Below are 25255 nucleotides of genomic sequence, written 5' to 3' on the forward strand. Positions count from 1 at the left end.
AAGAAAATATTTGATGAAACTATTTAAAAGCAGAAAAACATATTACTTATATAACCCCAACACGCTCAGTTACGAGCGCGTTTACCCCTCCGCCAAAGACCGTTTTTTCGGTGTGCTCCGCCACCTGAGCATCGGTATCGTGATCGGCGTAGGCATTTTCTTTATCTTTTCGCGCACGTTCGACTCGCCGGTCGAATCGCTTTTAAAGAAGGAGAACAAGCTGTTGCAGACACAATACGAAGTGCTTTCGTTGCGCCTGAACAATGCGCTGGAAGTCTTGGATGACATACAGCAACGCGACGAGAACTTATACCGGGCGATCTTCCAGGCGGAATCGATCCCCGAATCCGTCCGCAAGTCCGGTTTCGGCGGGACCAACCGGTATGAACACCTGATGAACCTGTCCAACCCCGAACTGGTCGTCTCGACCACCCGGAAGATGGACATGCTGAGCAAACAGCTCTATGTCCAATCCAACTCGCTGGAGGAGCTGATCACATTGGGCAAGAACCAGGAAGAACGAAGCAAATGTATTCCCGCCATACAGCCGATTGCCAATAAGGACCTGAAACGTACGGCATCCGGCTACGGTGTGCGTATCGACCCGATCTACCGTACTCCCCGCTTCCACTCAGGCATGGACTTTTCCGCCAAAGTGGGCACGGAAGTCTATGCAACCGGCGACGGAGTCGTTACCTTTGCTGCCTGGAAACAGGGATATGGAAACTGCCTGATGATCAATCACGGGCACGGATTCCAGACGCTTTACGGCCACCTGAGCAAGTTCCGGGCGCGTGTCGGACAGAAAGTAAAGCGCGGAGAAGTGATCGGAGAAGTGGGAAATACAGGGAAATCCACCGGCCCGCACCTTCACTACGAGGTGATCGTCCGCGGCAAATACGACAACCCCTCCAAGTACTACTACATGGACCTGACTCCGGAAGAATACGACCGTATGATACAGATTGCCGAAAATCACGGCCAGGTAATGGATTAAACATTGTTTAATACGATGGCATTAAATAAAGATAAAAATCTAAAGCTCTATTTCTCCATCAGCGAGGTGGCGCAGATGTTCGACGTCAACGAGTCTACCCTGCGCTTCTGGGAGAAGGAATTCGACCAAATACGTCCACGCAAGACAGGCAAAGGAACCCGCTCCTATCGGCAGGAAGACATCGACGCAATACGCCTGGTCTACCACCTGGTGAAAGAGCGGGGGATGACACTGGCGGGCGCCCGGCAAAAGCTGAAAGAGAACCCGGAGACAACGATACGCCACGAAGAGATCGTAAACAGGTTGAAACAGATCAAGGAAGAATTGCTCGCCATGAAGGAAGCATTCGAAGCGTTGGAAGCTTCCAAATAGCCCTTACACCATAAAAACGACTTTAAAGAATTAGCTTGTTACGCCGGAAAATCGTACCTTCGCAGCAATTTAATAAAAACAAGAAACATGGAAATTACGGGAAGAATCATCGCCGTACTGCCGGTTCAAGGCGGTATCAGCAAAAACGGAAACGAGTGGAAAAAACAGGAATATGTCCTGGAAACACATGACCAATACCCTAAGAAAGTATGCTTCCAGATTTTCGGTGCAGACCGCATCGATCAGGCAGCCATACAGCCCGGAGAAGAACTTACAGTATTTTTTGACATAGACAGCCGTGAATATCAGGGACGTTGGTTCACAAATATCAATGCATGGAAAGTGGAACGCCCGATGGCCGCCGCTCCCCAGTCGGCACCGGGAGCCATGACTCCTGAAAACGTAGTGCCGGCATCCGCACCTGCAGCATCTGCTGTTCCTGATTTCGGTCCGGCCAATCCGATTGACGATCTGCCATTCTAATAAACAAAAAGATCCTATCCTTTTGCGCAAAAGGATAGGATCTTTTCTATCGAAAGCTATACCTTTTAGGGCAAAAGGATATGGCTTTTTCGACTTAGTCCGCTACACGAGCCACAGACTGGATATTCTTTATCTTGGAAAGGACTACGCACATCCGCTGGATATCCTCCACATCGTGTACTTTCATCTTCACCTTTCCTTCGAACACTCCGTCTTTCGCCTCAATCAGCAGGCGGATGATATTGACATTGAAGTCATCGGATATCGTGCGGGTGATCGTGTTCAACACGCCAATCGAGTCGATACCCTTAATCTCGAGCGTCGCCTCGAACGAGGAATGATGGCTGCTCCATTCCGTATTCAGGATGCGTTCGCCAAAGCTGCTTTTCAGGCGCATGGCGATCGGACAGGAACGTTTGTGGACTACCACGTTGCCGTCATCATTGATAAAGCCCAACGACTCGTCGCCGGGAATCGGTTTACAGCAATCGGCAATGACGTAATTGCGTTCGAAAGCTTCCTCCTTCAGGATATAAGGCTTCTTCTTGTCATATTTCGGTTTTTCTTTCGGTTGTTCCTCTTCCTCTTTCTTCCCGGTAGTCGCTTTCGTTGCTACCCGGAGCGCCTGTTTGACGTACTTAAAGAGAACATTGTCCGTTTTCTCTTTCAGCAATTTGTGGATATTTTCCGGCAGGATCACCTCCCCTTTCTCTACTGCATAGTAGAATTCTTCGCGTTTAGAGAAACCGAAATACATACATAGTTTGTCTATATTGGATGTATTTGCCTCCAAATTATTGCGTTTGAAAGCATCGATCACCTTAATTTCTCCTTCTTTTGCCGCCTCTTTACGAATCCTTTTCAGGTAAGCGTCAATCCTGGCACGTGCCCTTGCTGTCGTGACGAAATTCAACCACTCCGGTTGCGGGTTCTGCGAACGGGAGGTCAGGATCTCTACCTGGTCGCCACTTGCCAACTGATGGCTGAGCGGAACCAAACGATGGTTGACTTTCGCACCGATACACTTGTTCCCGATATCCGAGTGAAGGGCATATCCGAAGTCCAGGGCAGTAGCCCCCTGGGGCAACGTCTTGATGTCGCCTTTCGGGGTAAAGACAAATATCTCGGAGGTAAAGAGATTCAGCTTGATCGTATCAAGAAAGTCCAAAGCGTTCGGGTCCGGGCTTTCCAGTATCTCGGTAATGGTCTGCAACCATTTGTCGAGCTCCGTATCTTCTTCTATATTATGCTCCTTATACTTCCAATGGGCGGCAAAGCCTTTCTCGGCAATCTCGTCCATACGGCGGCTGCGGATCTGTATTTCCACCCATTGCCCGTCAGGTCCCATCACGGTCAGGTGCAACGCCTGATAACCGTTGGCTTTCGGACGGCTCACCCAGTCGCGGATACGGTCCGGCCGGATGCGGTAGATATCCGTGATAGCGGAATAGATATCCCAACATTGGTTCTTCTCATCCACCCCCGGCAGCGGGTCGAAGATGATACGGACGGCATATATATCGTAGATGTCTTCAAAACTGACGCCTTTGCTTTCCATCTTGTTCCAGATGGAATAGGCGGATTTCACACGGGCACGCATTTCATAGTTGAGCCCCATCTCCTTCAACTTCCTGTCCACCGGCACGGCAAAATGCTCGAACAAAGTGTTACGGGCTGCTTCCGTAGATTTCAATTTCAGATTGATAAAGGCATATTCCTGCGGATGCTCATACTTAAAGCTCAGGTCTTCCAGCTCTGTCTTGATGGTGAAAAGCCCCAGACGGTGTGCTAAAGGGGCATAAAGGTAAAGCGTCTCACCGGCTATCTTGAACTGCTTCGCGGGCAACATGGAACCCAAAGTACGCATGTTGTGGAGACGGTCGGCTATCTTGATCAGGATCACCCGGATATCGTCACTCATCGTCAGCAACAGCTTACGGAAATTCTCTGCCTGTGCCGATGCCTGTTCGCCGAAGATACCGCCGGATATCTTCGTCAGGCCGTCCACGATCTGGGCGATCTTCTCGCCAAACATGTCCTTAATATCCTCGACCGTATATTCGGTATCCTCCACCACGTCGTGCAACAAAGCCGAACAGATGGAAGTGGAACCCAGTCCCATCTCGCGGCAAACAATACGCGCCACGGCAATCGGGTGCATGATGTAAGGCTCGCCCGAACGACGCTTCACGCCGGCATGTGCCTGATTGGCAAAATTGAACGCCTTGGTTATGCGTTCCACCTTACGCCGGTGATTTGAATTAAGGTAATCCTGCAACAGCGCGTTAAAGCCGTCCTGAATCATCTGCTCGTCGGCCGAGAGAGCGGGTTTCGCCTTCTGGTCGGGCTGCATGCCTGCTGTGTCTTTTGTATCATTTATGTCGCTCATATCGAATGCCCTTCCGTTTTTAACGTGTATGTAGGCAAATATATATAAATATTTGCTTATATATCCCCGAATGCGACAGAAAAAGTCAAACGACCGGGATTTTCAAGACCTGGCCCGGCCGGATATCGGCACTGGTCAGCCCGTTGGCCCTCTGCAAGTCGTCTGTAGAAACTCCCGGATACTTCTTGGCAATGGAATAAAGGGAATCGCCGGACTGTACTTTATAAGTCAAACTTTTGCCTGAAACGCGGGCTGTCTGGTTGCTCTTGGTAACGACAGGGGTTGCTTTCTGTCCCGCTTTGACAGCCACGTCCTTTTCGGTCTTCTTTGTCTTGGCGGAAGCAAATGCGACACCTCCGTTATCGACGTGCAGACGCAAACGGCGACCTTTGGCAACACGGTTGGAACCGAGTCCGTTCCACTTACGGATATCCTTCGGAGTAACGCCGTAGCGGTTCGCGATGGTATAGATATTCTCACCGGAGGCTACCACATGGGTAATTTTCTCAAGCGTAAGATTCTTTGATCCGTCGGCAGCGTTGACCGGTATGCAGTTGGCCAGCAACTCCTCTATACGATGCGTATAGACCGAATCCTCCTTGTCGACAAACGCATAAGTCTGCGATGCCGGAAGTTTCAATACGGAAGGTTCCGTATTTCCCGGAATGATATCCCGTTTATATTGCGGGTTGAGCGCACGAAGCTGTTCGATGTCGATCCCCAGCACATCGGAAACCTGTTGCAGGTGAAGCATGCTGTTCACCATAACCGTATCGGTCGCCAACGGCAGACTGGTCTGCATCGGGCAAATATTATGATCGCAATAGTAATTCATGATATAATTGGCTGCGATAAACAACGGTACATACGAACGGGTTTCACGAGGCAAGTAGCGGAAGATCTCCCAAAAATCGGTCTTTCCTCCGGAACGGCGGATCGCCTTGTTCACATTGCCCGGACCACAGTTATAGGAAGCCAGCACCAGGTTCCAGTCGCCATAGATGGCGTACATATCTTCAAAATACTTACAGGCCGCCTCTGTCGCCTTCTCCGGATCACGCCGTTCATCCAACAGGCTGTTGATCTCCAAACCATATATCTTGCCGGTCGGAAGCATGAATTGCCATAACCCGCAAGCCCCCACACGCGAAAGGGCAACCGGATTCAGGGCACTTTCGACGACAGCCAGATACTTCAGTTCCAAAGGCAGGTTATGCTTGTCGAGCACCTGTTCGATAATGGGGAAATAGAAATCCGCCATACCCAACATATAGCGTACCAGGTCACGCTTGCGTCCGGCATACAGGTCGATGCAATCCCTCACCACCTCGTTGTAAGGCAAACGGATCACACTCGGCAGACGTTCCAAGCGTTCTTCGTAGACCGAATCGGGAAAATAGACATTCTCCGCATCATCGTGACAATACTCATCCACTTTCGAAAAGTATTGCACATGCCAGGAATGGAGCAAACTATCCACGTTTGCATCGAGACTTTCAGGTATCAAGCCCACTACGTCAGAGAGCGAGTCTGCCGATAATGTCGAATGCTGCGGTTCGCCGAATATAGGGTCTTGTGCGCGGGAGACCTGCATCAGGCTAAACAGGCAGAATAGAATAAGTAGGTTTTTATTCATGATGTCAGAACTTAAAACTGCAATTCAATCCATACGAGCCCGGCGTATAGCGGGTCTTCGGGGTTACCTCCGGCGACCAGTGCAGACTCAGGTCCGGAGAAATGTCAAAGTCGAACAGTTGGGCATCCACATACGCATCGATAATACTGATCGCATATACCCCGACCGTAATGATAATGCTCAAATCCCTGTAACGGCGGAAATAATCTTTCCGGCGCTTCAGGTTTTCCTGGAACTGTGCATTCGAGACATACGTGCTCTCCTCACCGTTTCTGACAAAGATCGTCCAACTCTCCTGCCAAGGTCCCTCATACTTTTGTCCATCCTTCTCTGCCGCCAATACCTTTTGGTAATCCTCCATGATATCGAAGTAGGCAGTCGAATAGTCCTTATAATTCTTATTGTTCCAAGTGATGGCATACATACAGCCCATAAAGGCCCCATATACCAACGGGAGCTTCCAATACTTCCTGTTATATATCTGTCCCAGACCCGGCACCAAGGCATACAGCAACGCTTTGTTAGGATCGGGTTTGAACTCCTTCAGCTTCACCTTCGGTTGGGGAAGCGAGTCGGCAGCCGAAAGCACAGCCTTCACTGTCGAATCGGCCTTGGCCGTTTCTCCGGGAACCACAGCCGTTACGGCCGAATCGGAAGATATCACCGTATCCTGCTTTGCCGTTATCGTCCTCTGCGCATGGCCGGTCCATACCGAACCGCACAGGAGGGCTATTATCCACAAAATTGCTTTCCAGTTTCTCATTTCAACTTATCCAACAAGCCGATCAGTTTTTCCAATTCATCTTCAGATGCAAAGGGGATCGTTATTTTACCTTTTCCTTTTTCGTTGCATACCAATTGGACCTTCGTATTAAAGAAACTGGACAGATGGTCCTTCAGCAAGTTGAACTCCTCAGGAAGTTTCGGTTTCCGCTGGGCAGGCTTTTCCTTCCTGGCCTGTTCGAGAGCTGCCGCATCCACTCCGCCGCGTACTATTTCTTCGACGTTACGGACAGACAGTCCATCCGCCAATATCTGTTCGTAAAGAGCCAACTGCACTTCCGGGTCCTCGACAGGGAGCAGTGCACGTGCGTGCCCCATATCGATCTTCTTATCCTTCAGCCCCACCTGTATCTCGGCTGGGAGCTTCAAAAGGCGGAGATAATTGGCAATCGTCGCCCGCTTCTTGCCGACACGCTCGCTCAGCTTTTCCTGCGTCAGGCCGTAACTGTCGATCAACTTCTGGTAAGCCAAGGCTATTTCTATCGAGTTCAGATCTTCGCGCTGGATATTCTCGATCAGAGCCATCTCGACGACATTCTCGTCTGCTGCGGTTTTGATATAGGCGGGGATACGTTCCAAGCCAGCCATCAGGGAAGCGCGATACCGACGTTCGCCAGAGATAATCATATATTTATCCGTTCCCGTTTCTTTCAACGTAATCGGCTGAATGACACCCAATGAACGGATAGAAACGGCCAGTTCTTCAAGCGTCTCTTCTTCAAAAACAGAACGGGGTTGATCCGGATTGGGCTGAATCTTACTCAGCTCTATTTCACTAATAGACGACGAACCGCCCGTTTTCAGGTCATCCATCGTTATCAAAGCATCCAATCCGCGGCCAAGAGCCGATCTTTTCATTACCATAAACTTTCGAATTTATGATTTATGATGTATGATGTATGATTTGAAAAGACAAACAAATCATACATCATACATCATAAATCTATTTGTTTTTATCTATCAGCTCTTGTGCAAGCTGCATGTGATTCAAAGCTCCCTTCGACTCGGCATCGTAAAGCAGCACGGGTTTGCCGTAGCTGGAAGCTTCGCTTAATTTGACATTACGCTGAATAACGGTCGTGAAAACCAGGTCCCGGAACGGACGTTTCACTTCTTCGTATATCTGGTTGGCCAGACGGAGACGCGAGTCATACATGGTCAGCAGGAAGCCTTCGATTTCCAAAGCGGGATTCAGCTTCGATTTGATAATCTTTATCGTATTCAACAGTTTACTGATCCCTTCCAACGCAAAATACTCACATTGCACGGGTATCATCACCGAATCGGCTGCCGTCAAGGCATTGACCGTGATCAGCCCCAAAGAGGGAGAACAGTCGATCAGGATATAATCGTACCGTTCTTTCAGCGGGACCAGTATTTGTTTCAATATCTGCTCCCGGTTCTCCATGTTCAGCATTTCAATCTCCGCGCCTACCAAGTCGATATGCGAGGGGATAATATCCAGTCCCTCCACTTCCGTATTGGTAATCGCACCTTTCGGATCGTCGCCGTTCACCACACATTCGTAGATCGACTGCTCCACGCTGCGGATATCCACGCCCAGTCCCGACGAAGCGTTAGCCTGCGGATCCGCATCGACCACCAGCACCTTTTTCTCAAGTGCCGCCAGCGATGCAGCCAGATTAATCGTTGTGGTAGTCTTACCTACCCCACCTTTCTGATTTGCTAAAGCGATAATCTTTCCCATACTTTGTCTATTTATTCGGGGGCAAAACTAAACATTAAAAACCTAACACAAATCAGTTTATCCAAAACAATGCCTGTTTTGTTGAAAAGTCACCTTATCTGTTGATAACTTGCAAATATAAACAGAATATTCAATAACTTGTTTCAAATGAGCGCGATGGTGGGTATTTTTTAGGAATGATAACGAATCCTATAATAAAGAAAGAAAAGAGTTATAATCCAAGATACGTGTTTCATTGTGCTTACCTAACACAAGCAAATCCTTATCGCCCGATATGATATAGTCGGCAGGAATCGTATCGGCTAATGACAACAAATATAAATCTTTTACATCTCTGATAGGAGATACCGCCGGTTTTTCTATATCAACACAAAAACAATACAAACTCATCAATTCTAATGTATCAAGAACATCTTTCTCTCCAATATACTTTTTCAGCTTTGGTCTTTGAACCACGGCTTTATATTCCCCTATCAATTCTTTGCACACATATTCCATTTTCACAAAGATACAAACATACACTCAAAACTCTACCATCAAAATACAGCAGCTATCTTTTTATATTGTTCAACTTTTCAAGCAAGGAACTATTCTTATGAGCCACTTGTATATTCCACCTTGCTTACACTTAGATTTTGTTAACAACAGTGGAACGATACGAAATGGCTTTTTCCAGAAAACGGCAAATTCAGGCTATTATAGCAATAGAGGCCGGCAGATTGAAAATATCATGTATATTATTGATAAACTTGGACTTACACAATTATATTTAGGTACATATGTACATTATATAAAAAATGGATTTCAGCCTTATTTTAGAGCGTTTTTATGTTTATAAGTGATTGGGGATAAAAAAGATAGAGACTGTTTTCAGAATGGCTAATGAAAACGTACGTTTTTTTTCGCCACTTTTCAGCTACAAAAATACAACTACTTTTTAAACCTGCAATCCTTTCTCCCAATAAATTTTCCTTTTCTATATTCTTTCTTATCAATTAGATAGCTTAACGCGTACAAAAAACCGACTTTCCGATACGAAGCCTTCCGACTACTCCCAAAAAATGACTAATTAAAACGTACGTTTTCATTAGTCATTATACAGGATTTTGGTTAACTCTTGTAAAACAAGAGGTTTGAGTACATAGAAGAAACAAACAGATATACTATTTATTAATTAAACATTTTAGAATTATGAACAAAAAGTTTTCTACTCTTTTAGCAGGAGTTGCACTGTTTGGGGCAACAAGTGCTTTTGCAGGAAACAATGTTCCCTCTTTAATTGAAGGAACAAATGATGGACTGTATCAATTGAAGACTCGTGGTAACCTCTACTTGGCAGTGAATCCGAAGGGAGAACTGGTTACAGTTGATAATGTTACAGCAGATAACGTTGCAAGCACATTGTGGTGCACAACTGTTACTGTTGAAAATCAAGGAAAAGCTCCTATTTATGACTTCGTAAACAAAGGTGCTGAAGCTTTATTGTCTGTAACAATGGATGATTTCGCTAAAAATGCAATGCAAACAACCAAGAACTCATTGGTTGGAGGTGAAATTGCAGGCTGGGCATTCTCTGGAACATATGCTAATGCTTTGGAAACTAACAGACCGCTGTATTCTTATTTCCAAGAAGACTCTGTTGTCGGCTTAGTTTTAGAGGGCACTAATGTACGTTTGAAGAAAGCTGGTGGTAAGGCCACTGATATTTCAGGAGCTAAATTTGCCACATTCACTTTGGTAGAAGCTGACGGAATCGCTTTGAATGCAAAGCAAATCAACACTAAATTAGGTATTCAGGATGCAGCTAACGGCGTTAAATTGACATTCAATCCGGATCGCAACAACACATCTTTGGAAAACCCGTTCAGTGATGTCGCTTTCATCGCTAAAGATACTAAGGACGGATCTTTTGTTTATGTAACAAGAAAAGCTGATAACCAGTATCTGCATGTCGATACAGCATATACAAATAAAAACAGCGATAAGTTCTTGGCATTTAATTACAAAAAGACTTTGAGTAAGGATTTAGCTGATCAAGGTAAGTTCTTGTTTACTTATTTCCCGTCTCACGACTCTTTGGTAATCCAAGTTAAGCAGGCAACTCGCTTAAGCGCATCTGTTAAAGATTGGAAGCAAGCGTTAACTACAGCAGGAAACAAAACGATTATCGCAAATAATAAAACTGCTAAAAACTATGTTACAATTCAAGACCTGGTTAAAGCAGATGAAATTCGTATCGTAACTATCGCTGACGTAAAAGAAACAGATATCACTTTAGGCTTCACCGGTTGTGTTCAGGCTGGTACAGACAAGGTTTCTTTGGAAGACGGTCTGTATGTAATCCAGAATGCAGAAACTAACAAATATCTGGCATCTCCGATCCATGTTGATGGTGCAGCTTCAGAATGGGTAACTGTTGATAAAGCAGAACAGAACGTAATGCACATGCCGGCTTACCAGTGGGTTGTTTTGAAGACTAAGACTTCTGAATATTTCTTGTCTACTTCTCCGGTAAATGTTACAAACCGTGAATATCCGTCATTGAAGAACCCGGCTTATAATACAACGGACAAGGTTCTGAAAAACGGTGCTTCTTGGCAGTTGACTCAGGCAGAAGGTTCTAAACTGTATTATTGCAAGGCTTTGTCTTCCGACTCTTTGGTCATCACAAAGATTACAGACAAAAACATTTTGGGTGACAAATATTTAGGATACAAATATTTGACTGATGATGAATTGATGATCACAAACTATGCATTCAACTACTTCAACCCGTACACAATGGACAAATACATCGCACAGGTTGAAGGAGACACAACTTTGAACGCATTGCAGGAAGAAGCTACTTTCTTTGAACTGGTTAAGCAAAATAACAACAAGACTGTAGCTTACGGTTACACAGTAGATGCAACAGTACAGGCAAGAATCGAAGGTCTGGCTCAGCTTGAAAGAGCTACTTATCAGATCAAAGCTGGTAAGAACATGATCGCTGTCGGCAAAGAAAACCGCTATGTCTTGACAGAGAACTTAGCTCCGGCTACATTCTACTTCAAAGAAAACAACGAAACAGAAAAGGGTTGCTACTATGCATTTATCGATGCAGACGATGTAGAGAAAGACACGAAAGGAAATGTTCTTTCTTTCAACAACAAATTAGGTGTTGCAGACCAGAGCTTGAAAGCTTTACTTCAGGAACAGGTTATTGAAGAAGTAAGAACTTCTGCTTTCAGAATCGGTTTGGCTGACCAACCTCTGTATCGTCGTTTCAACCACGTTGAATTGGATGGAGCCGTAGAAGGTAACGAAGATGCTACTAAACTGTTGAAGTTCAAAGAAGCTTATGTCGGCGATTATCTGATGGATGAAACCAACAAGAACTTCATGCGTGAAGATATGGACTATTTAGGCATTGGAGCAAAGAATATTGCCAAAGCAGGTCTGTCATTCAATGTCCGTCCGTTCAATATCGGAAAATCTGCTCAGTATCAGATTAAGCCGCAGTATTTGGTATATGTAAGTGAAACAGAAAACAAAGGAACTGAAGGAAAACCTTGTGACGCAACCAACCACAAGCATATGAATGCCAATGGTGAACCTTGCGGTCCGGAAGATTGTATCCATGCAACTCCTGCCGTTCCTGGTTTCAACCGTTACAAACTGTTGGTAAGCTTCGCTGACTCTGCAGAAGCCAAGGATGTTGTCAAGGGTGAAGAACTGTATCACTTCGGTAAATACCATCGCGTAGGTTTTGTTGATGCCGTTGAACAGGATAGCGTTCTGTATATCTTGGGTGAACATTTCGAAAACGTTGCAACTAAAGACTTGAGCATGGAAGACATTAAGAAAGTTGTCAAAGGCATCAATCTGAAGGTTGCTGTTAAGGAAGACAAGCACCACAACTATACTTGGTCATTCCGTTACATCGATCCGGCCAAGGCTGCTAACGAAGTTGAAGAAGATCGCGCATTCTTGATCGAATCTAACAAAGGTAACAAAGACATCGCTCCGTCAAAAGCAGCATGGTTGAAGAACCAGAACAACTGCTTGGTATTATCTGATCCTGAAGAATCTGAATTCGAAGAAGCAAAGACAGGCGGTGACAACGCTCTTATCTTCAACATCGAAAAGGGTTCTGCTGACGATATGGCTACCGACAACGAAGAGATCGCCACATCTGAAGTAACAGTTATCGCTGGCGAAGGCAACGTAACGATCGCTGGTGCTGCCGGTAAGAAAGTTGTTGTAAGCAACATCTTAGGCCAGGTTGTAGCTAACACGGTTATCACTTCTGACAATGCAACAATCGCTGCTCCGGCAGGTGTAGTAGTTGTAGCTGTTGAAGGTGAAGAAGCTGTTAAAGCTATCATCAAGTAATCGAGACTGAACAATACTATCGTAAGGGTGGTTATTAGACCACCCTTATACAAATGACATTTTATAATCAAATAATTCTTCGGTTGCGTACCGTAAAACGGCAACTAACCTGCGAGAGGCGAACAAGCAACCGGATTTAATATTAATAATACTAAAGTATATTGAAATTAAAGTTCAAGTTGCCTTTCCCCTGCGAAGGACGAAGGCATACAAAAAAACAAGCCCCGGCAGTACGAAAACTGCCGGGGCTTCGTTATTTATTAAAAACAGATGATAATCATCATTTATATTATCCATCTTATAAAAAATTCATCATGAAAAAAAACAGAAGCTTTCAAAAGAAGCACAAGAAATAGCAGAATTGTACACCCGCCTGGAAATCCTCAAGTCTAAACAGATAGAGGGAGTCAAAACGACACGTTACACGACCGACGCCATCCGCGCCTGCCAAGGACGCATACGCAAACTGCTCCAAAAGGTCGGAGGGATCGAAGAAATACAGATAAAGGTAGACGACGCACGCACACTTGCCGAGTATTTCAGCGGAATACGCTACCTCCCTGAATTTGAGAAAAACACGGAAAAGGCAGCCGGGCTATTCAAGGCCATGCAGGTCATCTTCAACTTCAGCGTCGTGGTCAAGACGTTGGCCACCTATTATTATTCAAAAGAGAAGAGAGAACGGACAAACAGTTAATTTATTCTAAATAAAAATGTTAAAAAGCAATATGCTCCGTCAAAAACAAAATTCATATACACCTAACAACCAGTATTATATATTTCAAAAATCCGCTTTTGGCATAGTTGCCTGCACACTGGGATAAGCTTACCTTTGTCGCATAAACAAACCGGCAATCCATTTTGCCTTAAATTAATAATATCATGGAAAAACAAGTACATGTATCTTTTTACGCCAGCCTGTTCCGGACAGAGTGCAAAGTCTTAACTCTTGAAGAAATCATCATCCTGATCCGGCGCCGCCGCTGGAAAAATGAGATCCTCGCCTACCGCACCGCACTAGCGGAAGGGCGTGCCGAAGAAGCCCGGAAGCTGAAGGGCGGATTGCCGGGGTTCACCCCTTCGGGGGTATTCAAGGGCGGACATAAGGCGAGTGCGATCGAAACATACAGCCAGGTCGTCGGACTGGATTTCGACCATGTGAAAGACCTGCCGGCACTGATCCTCGCCTTCCGGGCGCTGAGCTCCACGCTGGCGATGTTCGTCAGTCCCGGCGGAGAAGGGCTGAAGGTCTTCGTACGCGTAGACTGCCCGGCGGAACGCCACGGCGAAGCCTATCCCCTTGTCGCCGCCTTCTTCGAGAAGGCAGGCGGTGTGGCAAGCGATGCCAAGTGCAAGGACATCAGCCGTTGCTGCTACGTGGGCGACGACGGGGAGGCGTACTACAATCCGGACGCGGAAGTCTTCCACATCCCCGAAAAGCAGTCGGCCGAAAAGGGTGTCGACGCGTTTGTCGCACGTTTCCTCGACCGCATCCCGCCGCTGGCAGGAGCGCGTAACCAGACGGTCTACCGCCTCGGCTGCGAGGCGAACCGGAGGGGCTTTTCGTACACCGAAACAGCCGCATGCTGCACGCTGCGCCTGCAAGCGGCAGACTTCACGGCGACAGAGATCGAACAGGCGTTACATTCTGCTTATCAAGGAAATATGAACGAGCATGCGACCTATGGCGGAGCAAAAGGACAAATTGACCGCGAAATTTCCCCTACAGTTTTCAAAACCCGACATCCCTTAGAGACGGAAGAAATCGAGACAAGCGGCGAAGTCCTGCGCGAGCGGACCCCGCTCATTCCCGACGAGGTGTACGGATGGCTTCCCGATCTGTTCCGCGAGGCGGTCGCCTTCTATCCCCAGCACCGCGAGCGCGACATGGCGCTCCTCGGAGCATGCACGGTGGCAAGCGCCTGCCTCCCCGAAGTGTCCGGCAAATATCACCGCAAACGGGTGTTCCCCCACATTTTCACCGTCGAGGTGGCTCCCGCGGCCAACGGCAAGGGGTGCATCAACGACATGCGCCATCTGGCCGACTTGTACGAAGAACTGATCAAGACGGAAACAGGACAGGCCGAAGCCGAATATCTGCAAGCCCTGGAAGAATGGGAGCAGAAGAAGGCGGAGGCACACCAGAAGCACCGCTCCGTCGTGGTAAAGGATGCTCCGAAACCTGCCGCCAAGGCCTACCTCAACATCCCGACGCAGGTCACCAAAGCCAAGATGCTTGTCCACCTGCGCGACAACGGCAACATCGGCGGGCTGATGGCTGACAGCGAAATCGACACGATCCTATCGGCCAGCAAACAGGACTACGGGATGTTTGACGACTTGCTCCGCAAGGCGTTCCATCACGAACCGGTCTCTTCGTCGCGCAAGACGGACAACGAGATGATCCGCATCGACTCTCCACGGCTCGCCCTGCTGCTCTCCGGGACACCGGGACAGTTCTCCCGCCTGATCCCCGACAGCGAGAGCGGACTCCTGAGCCGCCTGCTGCTCTATACGTGCCGCAGCGAGGCGGTCTGGCAGGATGTCTCGCCCGAAGGCGACAAGATGGATATGCCGAAGAAGCTGTCGGAACTCTCCGAACAACTGATGAACATCGCCAAGACGCTTCGCCGGCGCCCGTTGCAGGTATGCCTGACGCTGTCGCAGTGGGCCCGGCTGAACCAGTGTTTCAAGAAATGGCTGCATGAAGCGGACCTGTTCGGCGACGAGGAGTTTCTCAGCGTCATCAAACGCCACGGGCTGATCGCCTTCCGCCTCTGCATGATCTTCACCGCCACCCGATGCGGCAAGGAGGGCTACGGGATGGACTCGCAGTATTGCACCGAAGAGCATTTCAAGGCTGCGCTCGCCATCGTCGAGACTTGCCTCGAACACAGCCGCCTGCTCCTGACACAGCTGCGCCACAACGAAAGCGCTCCCGAACTGTCCTGCCCCCGCAAGGGACGCATCCTGCTGGAGAAATTGCCGGAGCGCTTCACCCTGGCTGAAGCTTACACCATCGGTGAGGCGGAAGGGATGGACAAAAGGCTGGTCAGACGCCTCATTTATAAGCTGAACCCTCTGTTCATCAAGAGAATAAGCCACGGTGAGTATCAGAAAAACAAGCCCGTCACCCCCCAAAAAGTGTAGGGAAAATATCGCGGTCAAATTGTCCTTTTCCCTCCGCAGCCGATTTCAGAAAGAGAAAAACCCTATACCTTTTCCCCCCAAAAGCCATAGCTTCCACGGAAAAAAGGTATAGGGTTTTGCCCTGTGGGGTATAGTTTTTTTTATTTCAAAGCCAAGCATACTTGCCGGCTTTCCCCGGCTTTCCCCGTTTTGCCCCTCTCCTCCCCCTCTTGCCACACCGTTCCGCCACATTCCGCAGGGACGACGGGGGCGGTTGTATCTTTGTTATGTGATTAAGAAACAAATGTTTTACCTAAAAATCCTAATGTTATGCCAGCAAAGTACAAATTGGTCCTGCGCAAAGACATGCGCAAAGATGCTGCCGAAGGTTCGAAACTGTATTACGCCAGTGCCAATACGACCGGCACGTGCGACGTGTATGAATTGTGCGACCTGATCTCGGCCCAGTCCACCGCCTCTTCGGGCGATGTGAAACTGATCCTCGACGAATTGGTCAACGTGATGCGCCGCAACCTCGGCAAAGGCGAAGTTGTCAAAGTAGGCGAGCTCGGCAGCTTCCAGTTGCAGTTCGGCAGCACCGGCACGCTGACCGAGAAGGAGTTCAGCCATGCGCTTATCAAAAGCCGCCGCATCGTCTTCCGCCCCGGCAAGCTGCTGAAAGATGCGATCAAGAACTACACGTTCGAGAAGATCGCTTCCGGTGCTCCGGACGAGGGCAGCGCAGGGGGCGAAGATGAGCGCCCGGGAGAACTTTGAGAGGTGAAAGTTGAGAGTTGAAAGTTGAAAGTTATTTGTACGAACGCGAAGCATCACTTTCAACTTTCACCTTTCAACTTTCAACTCTTCAGGGTTCTCCGAGATGTCCCACAATGTAATCCTTTTGTCTGGGGGTGAGGTATTTCTTGCCCGGATGCCAGCCCGATTTTTCCAGTTGACCGACCAGCTCGTCGCTGACGCGTATCCATTTCAACAATTGCATGGTCGCGCTCTTCTGCGAGATATTCGGGAAGTACATCAGGGCCAGTTCGCCCCATCCCCATACTTTGTTTTGATTCAGTGAATTTTCCATCGTTTTTCTTCTTGATTATAATATGTAAATATAGTCATTATCAATCTGAAATACAAATAAATACCGATATATAATGGATAAAAAGATCAACTTTTTACATACTTGCCGGGAGGCTGCCGCCGAAGCGGAAAAGCTGTTCGGCATGAACGCCAGGATCATCCTCGCACAGGGTGCGCTCGAAAGCGGATGGGGAACCTCCATGCTTGCGACGGAACATCATAATTTCTTCGGACTGATGGGGTATGGCGCTTCCAACGCGTATTGGCACGGACAGCGGGCCACGTTCGAGACGGCCTACGGCACGCACCATTTCAGGCATTACGAAGCCACACACCTCTCTTTCCTCGACTTCGCCCGCCTGATCCGTTCCGCCTATCCCCGCGCCTACCATTTCAGCTTCCAGCCCGAAGCCTACGCCAAGGAGATCGCCTACAGCCCCTATATCAGCGAACAAAACGGTGACAACCGCGACCTCTACCGCCGCAACATCATCGCGCTCGAAGCAGAGATCGGGAAACAACTGGAACTGTTTCAATGGACAATGAACAATGGACAATTAAATCATAAATCATAATTCATAAATCCCATCATGAACAAACTAAAACAAATCCTTGAATTTATCAGAGCCTTGTTGGGCTTCTTGTTGAACCTGAAAAAGAAGAAAACGGATGAGAAGAATGAAAAGCCGCCTCGCCCGATACCGGGCAAGTTGCCGGACGATGTGCCGGACGATACGCCTTCGGACAGCATTGGCATTGTATCTGGCCGCCCTCGGGATAATGGCCCTGTGGGCGGACCGTTCAGAGGTGGTGCTGGGATGTATAGGAGCCCTCTTGACACTCTCGGAGTACGGACAAACGGCACGGGACAAGCCTCCTCCTTCGTGGGATGGGCGCTGATTGCATACGCGACGGGGATGTCTTTATGGGGAGCCTGAACGGGTGTTAGCGGATGGACACTTTACGGACCGTGTCGCCGATGCGGACGATGTAGTAACCCTTGGCAAGGTCCACCGTATATTCGCCGGAGGGTTGCTTCATCGGTATCTCTTTCACCCGGATGCCTACCACGCTGTAGACTTCGAGCTTGCTACCGGCCGGAGCATTCTCGACGACGATCTTGTTATCATAGGCGCTGATCTCAACCGAATCCGGTTCTTTGTCTTTGGCGACGGTCGTCCGGGACACGGTCGTATTCGCTTGTTGTGCCATCACCTCAAGCGGACAACCGGCCCATGCAGCCAGCAACAAAACGAATGTAATCAATACCTTCATATACCAAACCCTAAGATCGTACAAATGTAGGAATATTTTTTGGGATAATACACAAAGTTCTGTATTATTAATGATCGACGGCCATTCCATGTTTCGACACACCTTCCTACGGCACCTCTTTTTCGATTAAACCGGTATCACTGTTCCTTCATTCCCCAATATCGTGCCGGGGAATACCGCTTCGGCTTCCCGGTGAAGTTCGGACAGGTCTTCGTAGCGGGCGGAATAGTGGCCGATGACGAGGCGTTTCACATGGGCGTCGCGGGCGATCTCCGCTGCCTGGCGTGCGGTGGAATGGAAGGTTTCTTTGGCACGCGCGAGATCGCATTCGGCAAAAGTCGCTTCATGATAGAGCAGGTCCGCCCCTTCGATAATCGGGATGATCGAGCGGTTATAGGCCGTATCGGAACAGAACGCATAACGCTTGGGAGGAGTAGCCGGACGCGTCAGGCGGGAATTGGGAACGACCTCGCCTTCGGGCGTGACATAGTCCTGCCCCTGCTTGATATCTTTCATGCAACGGACGGGAACCTGATAGAAATCCGTCATCTCGCGGATGATATGCGCCTCCTTCGGTTTCTCGGCAAAGAGATAGCCGCAGGTGGGAATCCGGTGCTTCAGCGGGATGGAGTAGACCGACAGCGAACGGTCTTCCATCACCAACGAATGGCTGCGGGTATCGACAGGATTGAAACGCACTTCGAACTCCATGCCCCGGCAGAACAAATCCATCACGGGACGCAGGTAAGTCTCGACCTCCTTCGGACCGTGCACGACCAGCTCGCCGGTGCGTCCCAGCATGCCGAGCGTGGAGATCAGTCCCGGCAGACCGAAGCAGTGGTCGCCATGCAAATGAGAGATGAAGATATGGGCGAGACGGCCGAAACGGACGCGCATCCGCCGCATCTGCACTTGGGTACCTTCCCCACAATCAATCATATACAATTTGTCTCGTAAATCTACGATCTGTGATGTTGCCAGATGCCGCGTGGTAGGTAACGCCGAACCGCATCCCAATATGTTTATGTTAAATTCTGCCATAAGGTCCTTCGGATAATTCGGGTGTAAAGATAATACAAAAGCATTGGCGTACTGTGAAAAATAACAAAAAAAGCGGGGAGATTGTTCCGAGGGTCACAGGTATTCCATATATTTGTTTGCTGTCCTTATGGAAGCTATTTAGAGTCAGTAGAAAAGACTTAAGATATTTTCATCTAAGCCTTAACTAACTTTTTCTTTTTGTTTAAAACGGTTAAATGTAGAAACGGCCAAGCGTGAGCTTCGCCGTTTCCTTTGTTTTATGGGACCAGCCTGTAGCATCGCATCAATAGGCATGCGTGTCTTTCTCCTGCATTTCCTCCCCGCTGATCTTCCGCAGATCCAACGCACGCCAGGCATAGAAAATATAGCCCAGGACGAAAGGCACGAGGATGGAGACATAACTCATCACTTCCAATGTGAACGGACTGGAGCAACTGTTGCCGATCGTCAGCGAACTTTGCAGGTCGGCTACCGAAGGATAATAAGCCGTATTGTTCCAACCGGCGCAAAGCAGCAGCGCCAGCACCGTGAGCACCGTACCTGCCCCGCTGAACCAGATGCCTTTTTTCCATGTATCCGACAAGATCGTGCGGACGATGCCATACAACACACCTGCCACCCCCACCAAGAGCACGACCGGTACGGCAGGCATCTCGACCAGGTTCATAAAGTATTTATAGGGCTGCATATACACCTCTTTTGTCTCCGGATCGACGGCAAACCCGTCGGCAAGCAACAGATGCACCAGGAAGACAAGGAAGAAGACAAGGAACAGCGCCGTTTCGATCACCAAATGCTTGCGGCTGCGTTTCACGATCTCGGCATCGTCGATATTGTTGATGAAATAAAGCAATGCCTGGATGCGTGCCAGGAAGAACACCGCCAGTCCGAGACATACGTTCCAGAACACGAAAGCAGCCTCAAGTCCGTGCCAGGGGGTCGCCCAGGTGGAGATCACCGGCATCGCGACATCGGTCAGCTGTCCTTTGTTGACGACAAACTCGGCTCCGCTAAAAAACGTACCGACAGCCGTACCCAACAGGATCGGGCCCAAGATGCCGTTCAGCAGCAGGAATACCTGATACGTCTTTTTGCCCAGGAGATTCCCCTTCTTCGACTGGTATTCATACGATACGGCCTGCAGAACGAAGCAAGCCAGTATCAGCATCCACACCCAGTAGGCTCCGCCGAAACTGGTCGAATAGAATAACGGGAAAGAGGCGAAGAACGCACCTCCGAAAGTGACCAGGGTCGTAAACGTAAACTCCCATTTGCGTCCGGTCGAGTTCAGCAACATCTTTTGTTGCAATTCTGTTTTGCCGATCGTGAAAAGCAAGGACTGTCCGCCTTGTACGAAAAGCAAGAAAACCAATAGCGCTCCTAAGAGGGAAACAAGGAACCACCAGTAATGCTGTAACAATATATATGTACTATCCATAACACTCATTTCTTAATTCTTAATTCATAATTCTTAATTCACCGAAGGCCCTTTCTTGATCGCCTTCACCATAATGCCTATCTCCGCGATAAGCAGGACGGTAAAGAGAAACAGGAAGACGAAGAAGGTCGTCTGTACCGATGAAGTGGCCAGCTTGGACACGGATGCGCCTGTCGGCAGGATGTCCTGGATAGCCCACGGCTGACGTCCCACTTCGGCCACGATCCACCCCGCCTGCCCGGCGATGTAGGCCAAAGGAATCGTCCACAGGCTCGCCCATTGCAACCAGCGGGCATCGGCAAACTTGTTCTTTTTGCTCCAGATCAAAGCAACGATGAATAGCAGAATAAAATATCCGCCCAGGAGCACCATGACGCGGAATGAATAGAAAGTGAGGCCGACATGAGGAACCAGGTCGGCAGGATCTTTAATGTACCCGTATCCGAAATAAGCGAAGTTCTCGTCCAACAGGCTACGGGCTTGCTCCGCAGCCACCTGGTCTTTGTCCTTTACCGCCTTGCGATAATCAGCAAGAGCTTGGATGGCAATCCTCCCCTTCTCGATCTTCTCGGCAGCAGAAAGGGCAACCGTTCCTTTATTGGTCGTATAACCGCCTTCTATCAGGTTGACGATGCCGGGAACGTATGCATCCACATCGCGTTCGGCAAGGAAGGAGAGCAGTTTCGGAATCTTGATATCGAAGATGAAAGGATTTACATTATCTTTATAACTCGTCTTGTCGGGATTCAGCAGGCCGATGGCAACCAGACCTGTTCCGTTGCCCCCTTCGTACAAGCCCTCCATCGCAGCCAACTTCATCGGCTGTTTCTGGGCGACCTGGTAAGCCGAACCATCACCCGTCCATACAATAAGTATGGAAGCGACCAGTCCGAAAACCGCACCGACCTTGATGCTTTCGAGCGAGAACTCCGTCTCCCGCTTTTTCAACAGATACCAACTGCTGACACCCATCACGAAGACGGCTCCCACGATCCATCCGGAAAGTACGGTATGGAAGAATTTGTTGATGGCGACAGGAGATAAGGCCACCGCCCAGAAATCGAACATCTCGTTGCGCACAGTGTCCGGATTAAAATGCATACCTACCGGATATTGCATCCACGCATTGGCGATCAGGATCCAAAGGGCGGAAAGAGTTGCTCCTATGATCGTCAGCCAGGTGGAAGCCAAGTGGAAGCGTTTGCTCACCTTGTCCCAACCGAAAAACATCACGGCTATAAAAGTCGCTTCCATAAAGAACGCCAGAATTCCTTCGATAGCAAGGGGAGCTCCGAAGATGTCTCCTACAAACCAACTGTAGTTAGACCAGTTCGTTCCGAATTCGAATTCGAGGATCAGCCCGGTGGCAACACCGATAGCGAAGTTAATACCAAACAGTTTCATCCAGAACTGCGCTGTCTTTTTCCAGAACTCGTTACCTGTTTTGTAATAGATGGTCTCCATGATGGCCTGTATAACGCCGAGCCCCAGTGTCAGGGGCACGAACAGCCAATGATACATGGCAGTGAGAGCGAATTGCGCTCTTGACCAGTCAATCAAAGATGTGTCAATGCTTGCGATCATAAATTATATAATTTAAGGAGTAATTGCTCTATTGATCAATTCACCCGAAACGTGTTCTTCCTTAGCCGAATCTCCATCCAACTTTCCTAAATAATTAGGAAAGAAAAACAGTTTTAAGATAAAAAACATGATGAAGAGCTTGACCAATATGATTAGCCACAACGTCTTACCCAGCTTCATTTCGCGAAATCCTTCCAGATAAAAATGATATATTCGTATGTATACAGGCTCCCTTTTCATATCGGTATCGTACTTTAATAACAAGAGATTGGATGAATAAGTTTTCTTTCTATACAAATATAGGGAAAGCGTCAAAATGTTTTCCCCTAAAAGCATAGATATTATTTATGGAAAAATAGACTTTATCTATAACCTCTGTTAAAAAAAACTATTTTAAAGAAGAAAGCCGAAAGGAAGACTTGCCGTTACTTCTGCATTGGCTATATTTGTGCCAGTTTGTGTTTTTATAAGACAAGAAATCACATCGAATATTATAATTAAGTGCTAATCTATAAAAAATTATTACTATGTCGAACATTTCAAGAAGATCATTTCTTCAAAGAGGAGCCGCAGCTGCTGCAGCTTTCTCAATCGTTCCGGGTTCCATCCTGGGAAAATCTCACGGATATGTAGCTCCGACTGATAAGTTGAACATTGCCGCTGTCGGTATCGGCGGTATGGGACATGCCAACATTAATAATGTAAAGAACACAGAAAATATCGTAGCGCTCTGCGATGTTGACTGGAAGTATGCAAAAGGCACTTTTGAAGAACATCCGAATGCAAAAAAATATTGGGATTATCGTAAGATGTATGACGAAATGGGTAAATCCATCGATGCTGTCATCATCGCAACTGCCGATCATACTCATGCCATGATCACGGCTGATGCCATGACATTAGGCAAACACGTATACTGTCAAAAACCGTTGACCCATTCAGTATACGAATCTCGTTTGCTGACCAAGTTGGCAGCTTCTACTAATGTAGCAACCCAGATGGGTAACCAAGGTTCTTCTGCTGAAGGAACCGACTTGGTTTGCGAATGGATCTGGAACGGTGAAATCGGTGACATCACAAAAGTAGAATGTGCTACAGACCGTCCTATCTGGCCGCAGGGTTTGAATACTCCGGAAAAAGCAGACAAGATTCCTTCTACCCTGAACTGGGATTTGTTTACCGGTCCGGCAGAATTGAAACCGTTCAACAAAATCTACCACCCTTGGAACTGGCGCGGATGGTGGACATACGGTACAGGAGCCTTAGGCGATATGGCCTGCCACATTATGCACACTGCATTTAAAGCATTGAAATTAGGCTATCCTACAAGCGTTGAAGCCTCCTCTACCCTATTGCTCCGTGATTGCGCGCCTAACGCACAGCACGTTAAATTCATTTTCCCGGCTCGTGAAAACATGCCAAAACTGGCTATGCCGGAAGTAGAAGTGCACTGGTATGACGGCGGTATGATGCCGAACCGCCCGGAAGGCTTCCCTGAGGGTAAAGAACTGATGGGGCCTGGTGGTGGTTTGACAATCTTCCACGGAACAAAAGATACGTTGGTTTGCGGTTGCTACGGCCAACAACCGTTCTTGCTGTCCGGTCGTGTTCCTAACGCACCAAAAGTATGCCGTCGCGTCAAGAACCATGAAATGGACTGGGTTCGTGCTTGTAAAGAAAGTGCATCTAACCGCGTACAGACAAAATCAAACTTCTTGGAAGCTGGTCCGTTCAACGAAATGATCGTGATGGGGGTATTGGCAGTCCGCCTGCAAGGTTTGCACCGTACATTGAAATGGGACGGCAACAACATGCAGTTCACCAACATCGGCGATAACGAAATGATCAAGACTTGTATCAAGGATGGTTTCACAATCAAGGACGGACACCCGTCATTTGCAAAAGACTGGACAGATCCTGTCAATGCAAAACAGTATGCTGCCGAAATGATCAAGCATAACTATCGTCAGGGCTGGAAGTTGCCTGATATGCCGAGATAATTAGTTTTAAACAAATAAATAGAATGAAAAAGTCAGTATTATTAGCAAGTGCCGCAATTATGATGTGTTATTTCACATCTTGTAGCGGTGGTAAAAAAACAGAAGAAGCTGCTGCTCCTGCAGAAGAGGCAAAGACAGAAGCTGCCGTTCCTGAATACAAACTCATGAACGATCTGCCTACTGTCGACCTGTCTACTTTCCCGAAAGATGCCGATGGCAAAGTCACTTTGTTCGACGGTAAATCTTTCAATGGATGGAGAGGCTACGGCCGTACGGATGTGCCTGCTGCCTGGGAAGTGGTAGACGGTACGATCCATATCAAAGGATCCGGTGCAGGTGAAGCTGGTGCTAAAGATGGTGGCGACTTGGTTTTCGCTCACAAATTCAAAAACTATGAATTTGAATTCGAATGGAAAGTAGGTAAAGGTTCAAACTCCGGCGTACTGTATATGATCCAGGAAGTCGAAGGACAGCCTTCTTATATCTCTGCTCCTGAATATCAGGTACTCGACAATGCAAACCATCCGGACGCCAAGTTGGGTAAAGACGGCAACCGCCAGTCTGCTTCCTTGTATGACATGATCCCGGCTAAGCCTCAGAACTCTAAACCGTTCGGTGAATGGAACAAAGGCAAGATCATGTGCTACAAAGGTACGGTAGTTCACTATCAGAACGATGAACCGGTTGTTGAATATCATTTGTGGACACAGCAGTGGAAGGAAATGTTGGATAACAGCAAATTCAGCAAAGACAAATGGCCGTTGGCTTACGAACTGTTGCTGAACTGCGGTGGTGAAAACAAAGAAGGTTTCATCGGTTTCCAGGACCACGGAGACGACGTTTGGTATCGTAACATCACTATCAAAGAACTTGACTAAGCAGTCGTTCCTTTTATCAAAATAAGAAAGCCCCGGTATCGCTTGGATACCGGGGCTTCTTTCATTTGTCCGATACAGG

At 48.0% G+C, this 25255-nt stretch carries 23 protein-coding genes; 11 read left to right on the forward strand and 12 right to left on the reverse strand.

Annotation, left to right across the window (positions count from 1 at the left end; genetic code table 11):
- The first annotated feature begins 13 nt into the window (after window positions 1–13).
- From NQ542_RS12090 to NQ542_RS12100, 3 genes are all read left to right on the forward strand, one after another.
- Entirely contained in the window at window positions 14–997 is a 984-nt protein-coding gene (locus tag NQ542_RS12090; RefSeq protein ID WP_005634192.1) for a M23 family metallopeptidase, read from the forward strand.
- A 15-nt stretch (window positions 998–1012) separates the two neighbouring features.
- Window positions 1013–1369, forward strand: a complete 357-nt coding sequence (locus NQ542_RS12095) for a MerR family transcriptional regulator (protein WP_005634196.1) — start codon at window positions 1013–1015, stop codon at window positions 1367–1369.
- An 87-nt stretch (window positions 1370–1456) separates the two neighbouring features.
- Window positions 1457–1852, forward strand: a complete 396-nt coding sequence (locus NQ542_RS12100; RefSeq protein ID WP_005634197.1) for a DUF3127 domain-containing protein — start codon at window positions 1457–1459, stop codon at window positions 1850–1852.
- A gap of 94 nt (window positions 1853–1946) precedes the next feature.
- On the opposite strand, the gene NQ542_RS12105 is transcribed toward NQ542_RS12100, so the two are convergent.
- From NQ542_RS12105 to NQ542_RS12130, 6 genes are all read right to left on the reverse strand, one after another.
- Window positions 1947–4241 carry a RelA/SpoT family protein gene (locus NQ542_RS12105; RefSeq protein ID WP_005634199.1) on the reverse strand — a complete coding sequence of 765 codons (2295 nt, stop codon included), beginning with the start codon at window positions 4239–4241 and terminating at the stop codon, window positions 1947–1949.
- Between the two features lie 85 nt (window positions 4242–4326).
- On the reverse strand, window positions 4327–5877 hold the full coding sequence (locus NQ542_RS12110) for a lytic transglycosylase domain-containing protein (RefSeq protein ID WP_005634203.1): 1551 nt from the start codon (window positions 5875–5877) through the stop codon (window positions 4327–4329).
- A gap of 4 nt (window positions 5878–5881) precedes the next feature.
- Entirely contained in the window at window positions 5882–6640 is a 759-nt protein-coding gene (locus NQ542_RS12115; protein ID WP_005634205.1) for a DUF5683 domain-containing protein, read from the reverse strand.
- Window positions 6637–7524 (reverse strand): ParB/RepB/Spo0J family partition protein, encoded by an 888-nt coding sequence (locus tag NQ542_RS12120; RefSeq protein WP_005634207.1) that lies wholly within the window; start codon window positions 7522–7524, stop codon window positions 6637–6639. The genes NQ542_RS12115 and NQ542_RS12120 overlap by 4 nt, the downstream gene beginning before the upstream one ends.
- Before the next feature lie 79 nt (window positions 7525–7603).
- A complete protein-coding gene (locus NQ542_RS12125; RefSeq protein WP_005634208.1) occupies window positions 7604–8368 on the reverse strand; it encodes a ParA family protein in 765 nt (254 codons plus the stop codon).
- 189 nt (window positions 8369–8557) lie between these two features.
- Window positions 8558–8866, reverse strand: a complete 309-nt coding sequence (locus tag NQ542_RS12130) for a putative toxin-antitoxin system toxin component, PIN family (RefSeq protein WP_005634211.1) — start codon at window positions 8864–8866, stop codon at window positions 8558–8560.
- A gap of 693 nt (window positions 8867–9559) precedes the next feature.
- Between NQ542_RS12130 and NQ542_RS12135 the strand changes: the two genes are divergently transcribed.
- From NQ542_RS12135 to NQ542_RS12150, 4 genes are all read left to right on the forward strand, one after another.
- Window positions 9560–12742: a DUF6383 domain-containing protein gene (locus NQ542_RS12135; RefSeq protein ID WP_005634215.1), complete on the forward strand. Its 3183-nt coding sequence runs from the start codon at window positions 9560–9562 to the stop codon at window positions 12740–12742.
- Between the two features lie 361 nt (window positions 12743–13103).
- Window positions 13104–13439 carry a hypothetical protein gene (locus tag NQ542_RS12140; RefSeq protein ID WP_005634219.1) on the forward strand — a complete coding sequence of 112 codons (336 nt, stop codon included), beginning with the start codon at window positions 13104–13106 and terminating at the stop codon, window positions 13437–13439.
- 185 nt (window positions 13440–13624) lie between these two features.
- Window positions 13625–15892 carry a DUF3987 domain-containing protein gene (locus tag NQ542_RS12145; RefSeq protein WP_005634221.1) on the forward strand — a complete coding sequence of 756 codons (2268 nt, stop codon included), beginning with the start codon at window positions 13625–13627 and terminating at the stop codon, window positions 15890–15892.
- 309 nt (window positions 15893–16201) lie between these two features.
- Entirely contained in the window at window positions 16202–16648 is a 447-nt protein-coding gene (locus tag NQ542_RS12150; protein WP_005634228.1) for an HU family DNA-binding protein, read from the forward strand.
- Window positions 16649–16736: 88 nt separating this feature from the next.
- Here NQ542_RS12150 and NQ542_RS12155 read toward each other — a convergent pair whose 3' ends face one another.
- Window positions 16737–16961, reverse strand: a complete 225-nt coding sequence (locus tag NQ542_RS12155; protein ID WP_005634231.1) for a DUF4248 domain-containing protein — start codon at window positions 16959–16961, stop codon at window positions 16737–16739.
- A 73-nt stretch (window positions 16962–17034) separates the two neighbouring features.
- Here NQ542_RS12155 and NQ542_RS12160 point away from each other — a divergent pair, with 73 nt between their 5' ends.
- Window positions 17035–17535 carry a glucosaminidase domain-containing protein gene (locus NQ542_RS12160; protein ID WP_005634233.1) on the forward strand — a complete coding sequence of 167 codons (501 nt, stop codon included), beginning with the start codon at window positions 17035–17037 and terminating at the stop codon, window positions 17533–17535.
- A gap of 15 nt (window positions 17536–17550) precedes the next feature.
- Complete coding sequence (locus NQ542_RS12165) at window positions 17551–17898, forward strand: hypothetical protein (RefSeq protein ID WP_005634235.1); 348 nt, start codon at window positions 17551–17553, stop codon at window positions 17896–17898.
- A gap of 7 nt (window positions 17899–17905) precedes the next feature.
- Here NQ542_RS12165 and NQ542_RS12170 read toward each other — a convergent pair whose 3' ends face one another.
- From NQ542_RS12170 to NQ542_RS12190, 5 genes are all read right to left on the reverse strand, one after another.
- A complete protein-coding gene (locus tag NQ542_RS12170) occupies window positions 17906–18235 on the reverse strand; it encodes a T9SS type A sorting domain-containing protein (protein WP_036657975.1) in 330 nt (109 codons plus the stop codon).
- A 126-nt stretch (window positions 18236–18361) separates the two neighbouring features.
- On the reverse strand, window positions 18362–19276 hold the full coding sequence (locus NQ542_RS12175) for a ribonuclease Z (RefSeq protein WP_039849703.1): 915 nt from the start codon (window positions 19274–19276) through the stop codon (window positions 18362–18364).
- Window positions 19277–19559: 283 nt separating this feature from the next.
- Complete coding sequence (locus tag NQ542_RS12180) at window positions 19560–20714, reverse strand: cytochrome d ubiquinol oxidase subunit II (protein WP_005649502.1); 1155 nt, start codon at window positions 20712–20714, stop codon at window positions 19560–19562.
- Between the two features lie 33 nt (window positions 20715–20747).
- Complete coding sequence (locus NQ542_RS12185) at window positions 20748–22298, reverse strand: cytochrome ubiquinol oxidase subunit I (RefSeq protein WP_005634245.1); 1551 nt, start codon at window positions 22296–22298, stop codon at window positions 20748–20750.
- Window positions 22299–22310: 12 nt separating this feature from the next.
- Window positions 22311–22538 carry a DUF4492 domain-containing protein gene (locus NQ542_RS12190; protein ID WP_036723905.1) on the reverse strand — a complete coding sequence of 76 codons (228 nt, stop codon included), beginning with the start codon at window positions 22536–22538 and terminating at the stop codon, window positions 22311–22313.
- 287 nt (window positions 22539–22825) lie between these two features.
- On the opposite strand from NQ542_RS12190, the gene NQ542_RS12195 reads away from it, so the two are divergent.
- Both NQ542_RS12195 and NQ542_RS12200 read left to right on the forward strand, forming a co-directional pair.
- Window positions 22826–24298, forward strand: a complete 1473-nt coding sequence (locus tag NQ542_RS12195) for a Gfo/Idh/MocA family protein (protein ID WP_005634249.1) — start codon at window positions 22826–22828, stop codon at window positions 24296–24298.
- A 23-nt stretch (window positions 24299–24321) separates the two neighbouring features.
- Window positions 24322–25176, forward strand: coding sequence for a 3-keto-disaccharide hydrolase (locus NQ542_RS12200; RefSeq protein ID WP_005634251.1), 855 nt, complete (start codon window positions 24322–24324; stop codon window positions 25174–25176).
- Window positions 25177–25255 lie beyond the last annotated feature (79 nt).

The organism is Parabacteroides merdae ATCC 43184, assembly GCF_025151215.1.
GTDB classification, from domain to species: Bacteria; Bacteroidota; Bacteroidia; order Bacteroidales; family Tannerellaceae; genus Parabacteroides; species Parabacteroides merdae.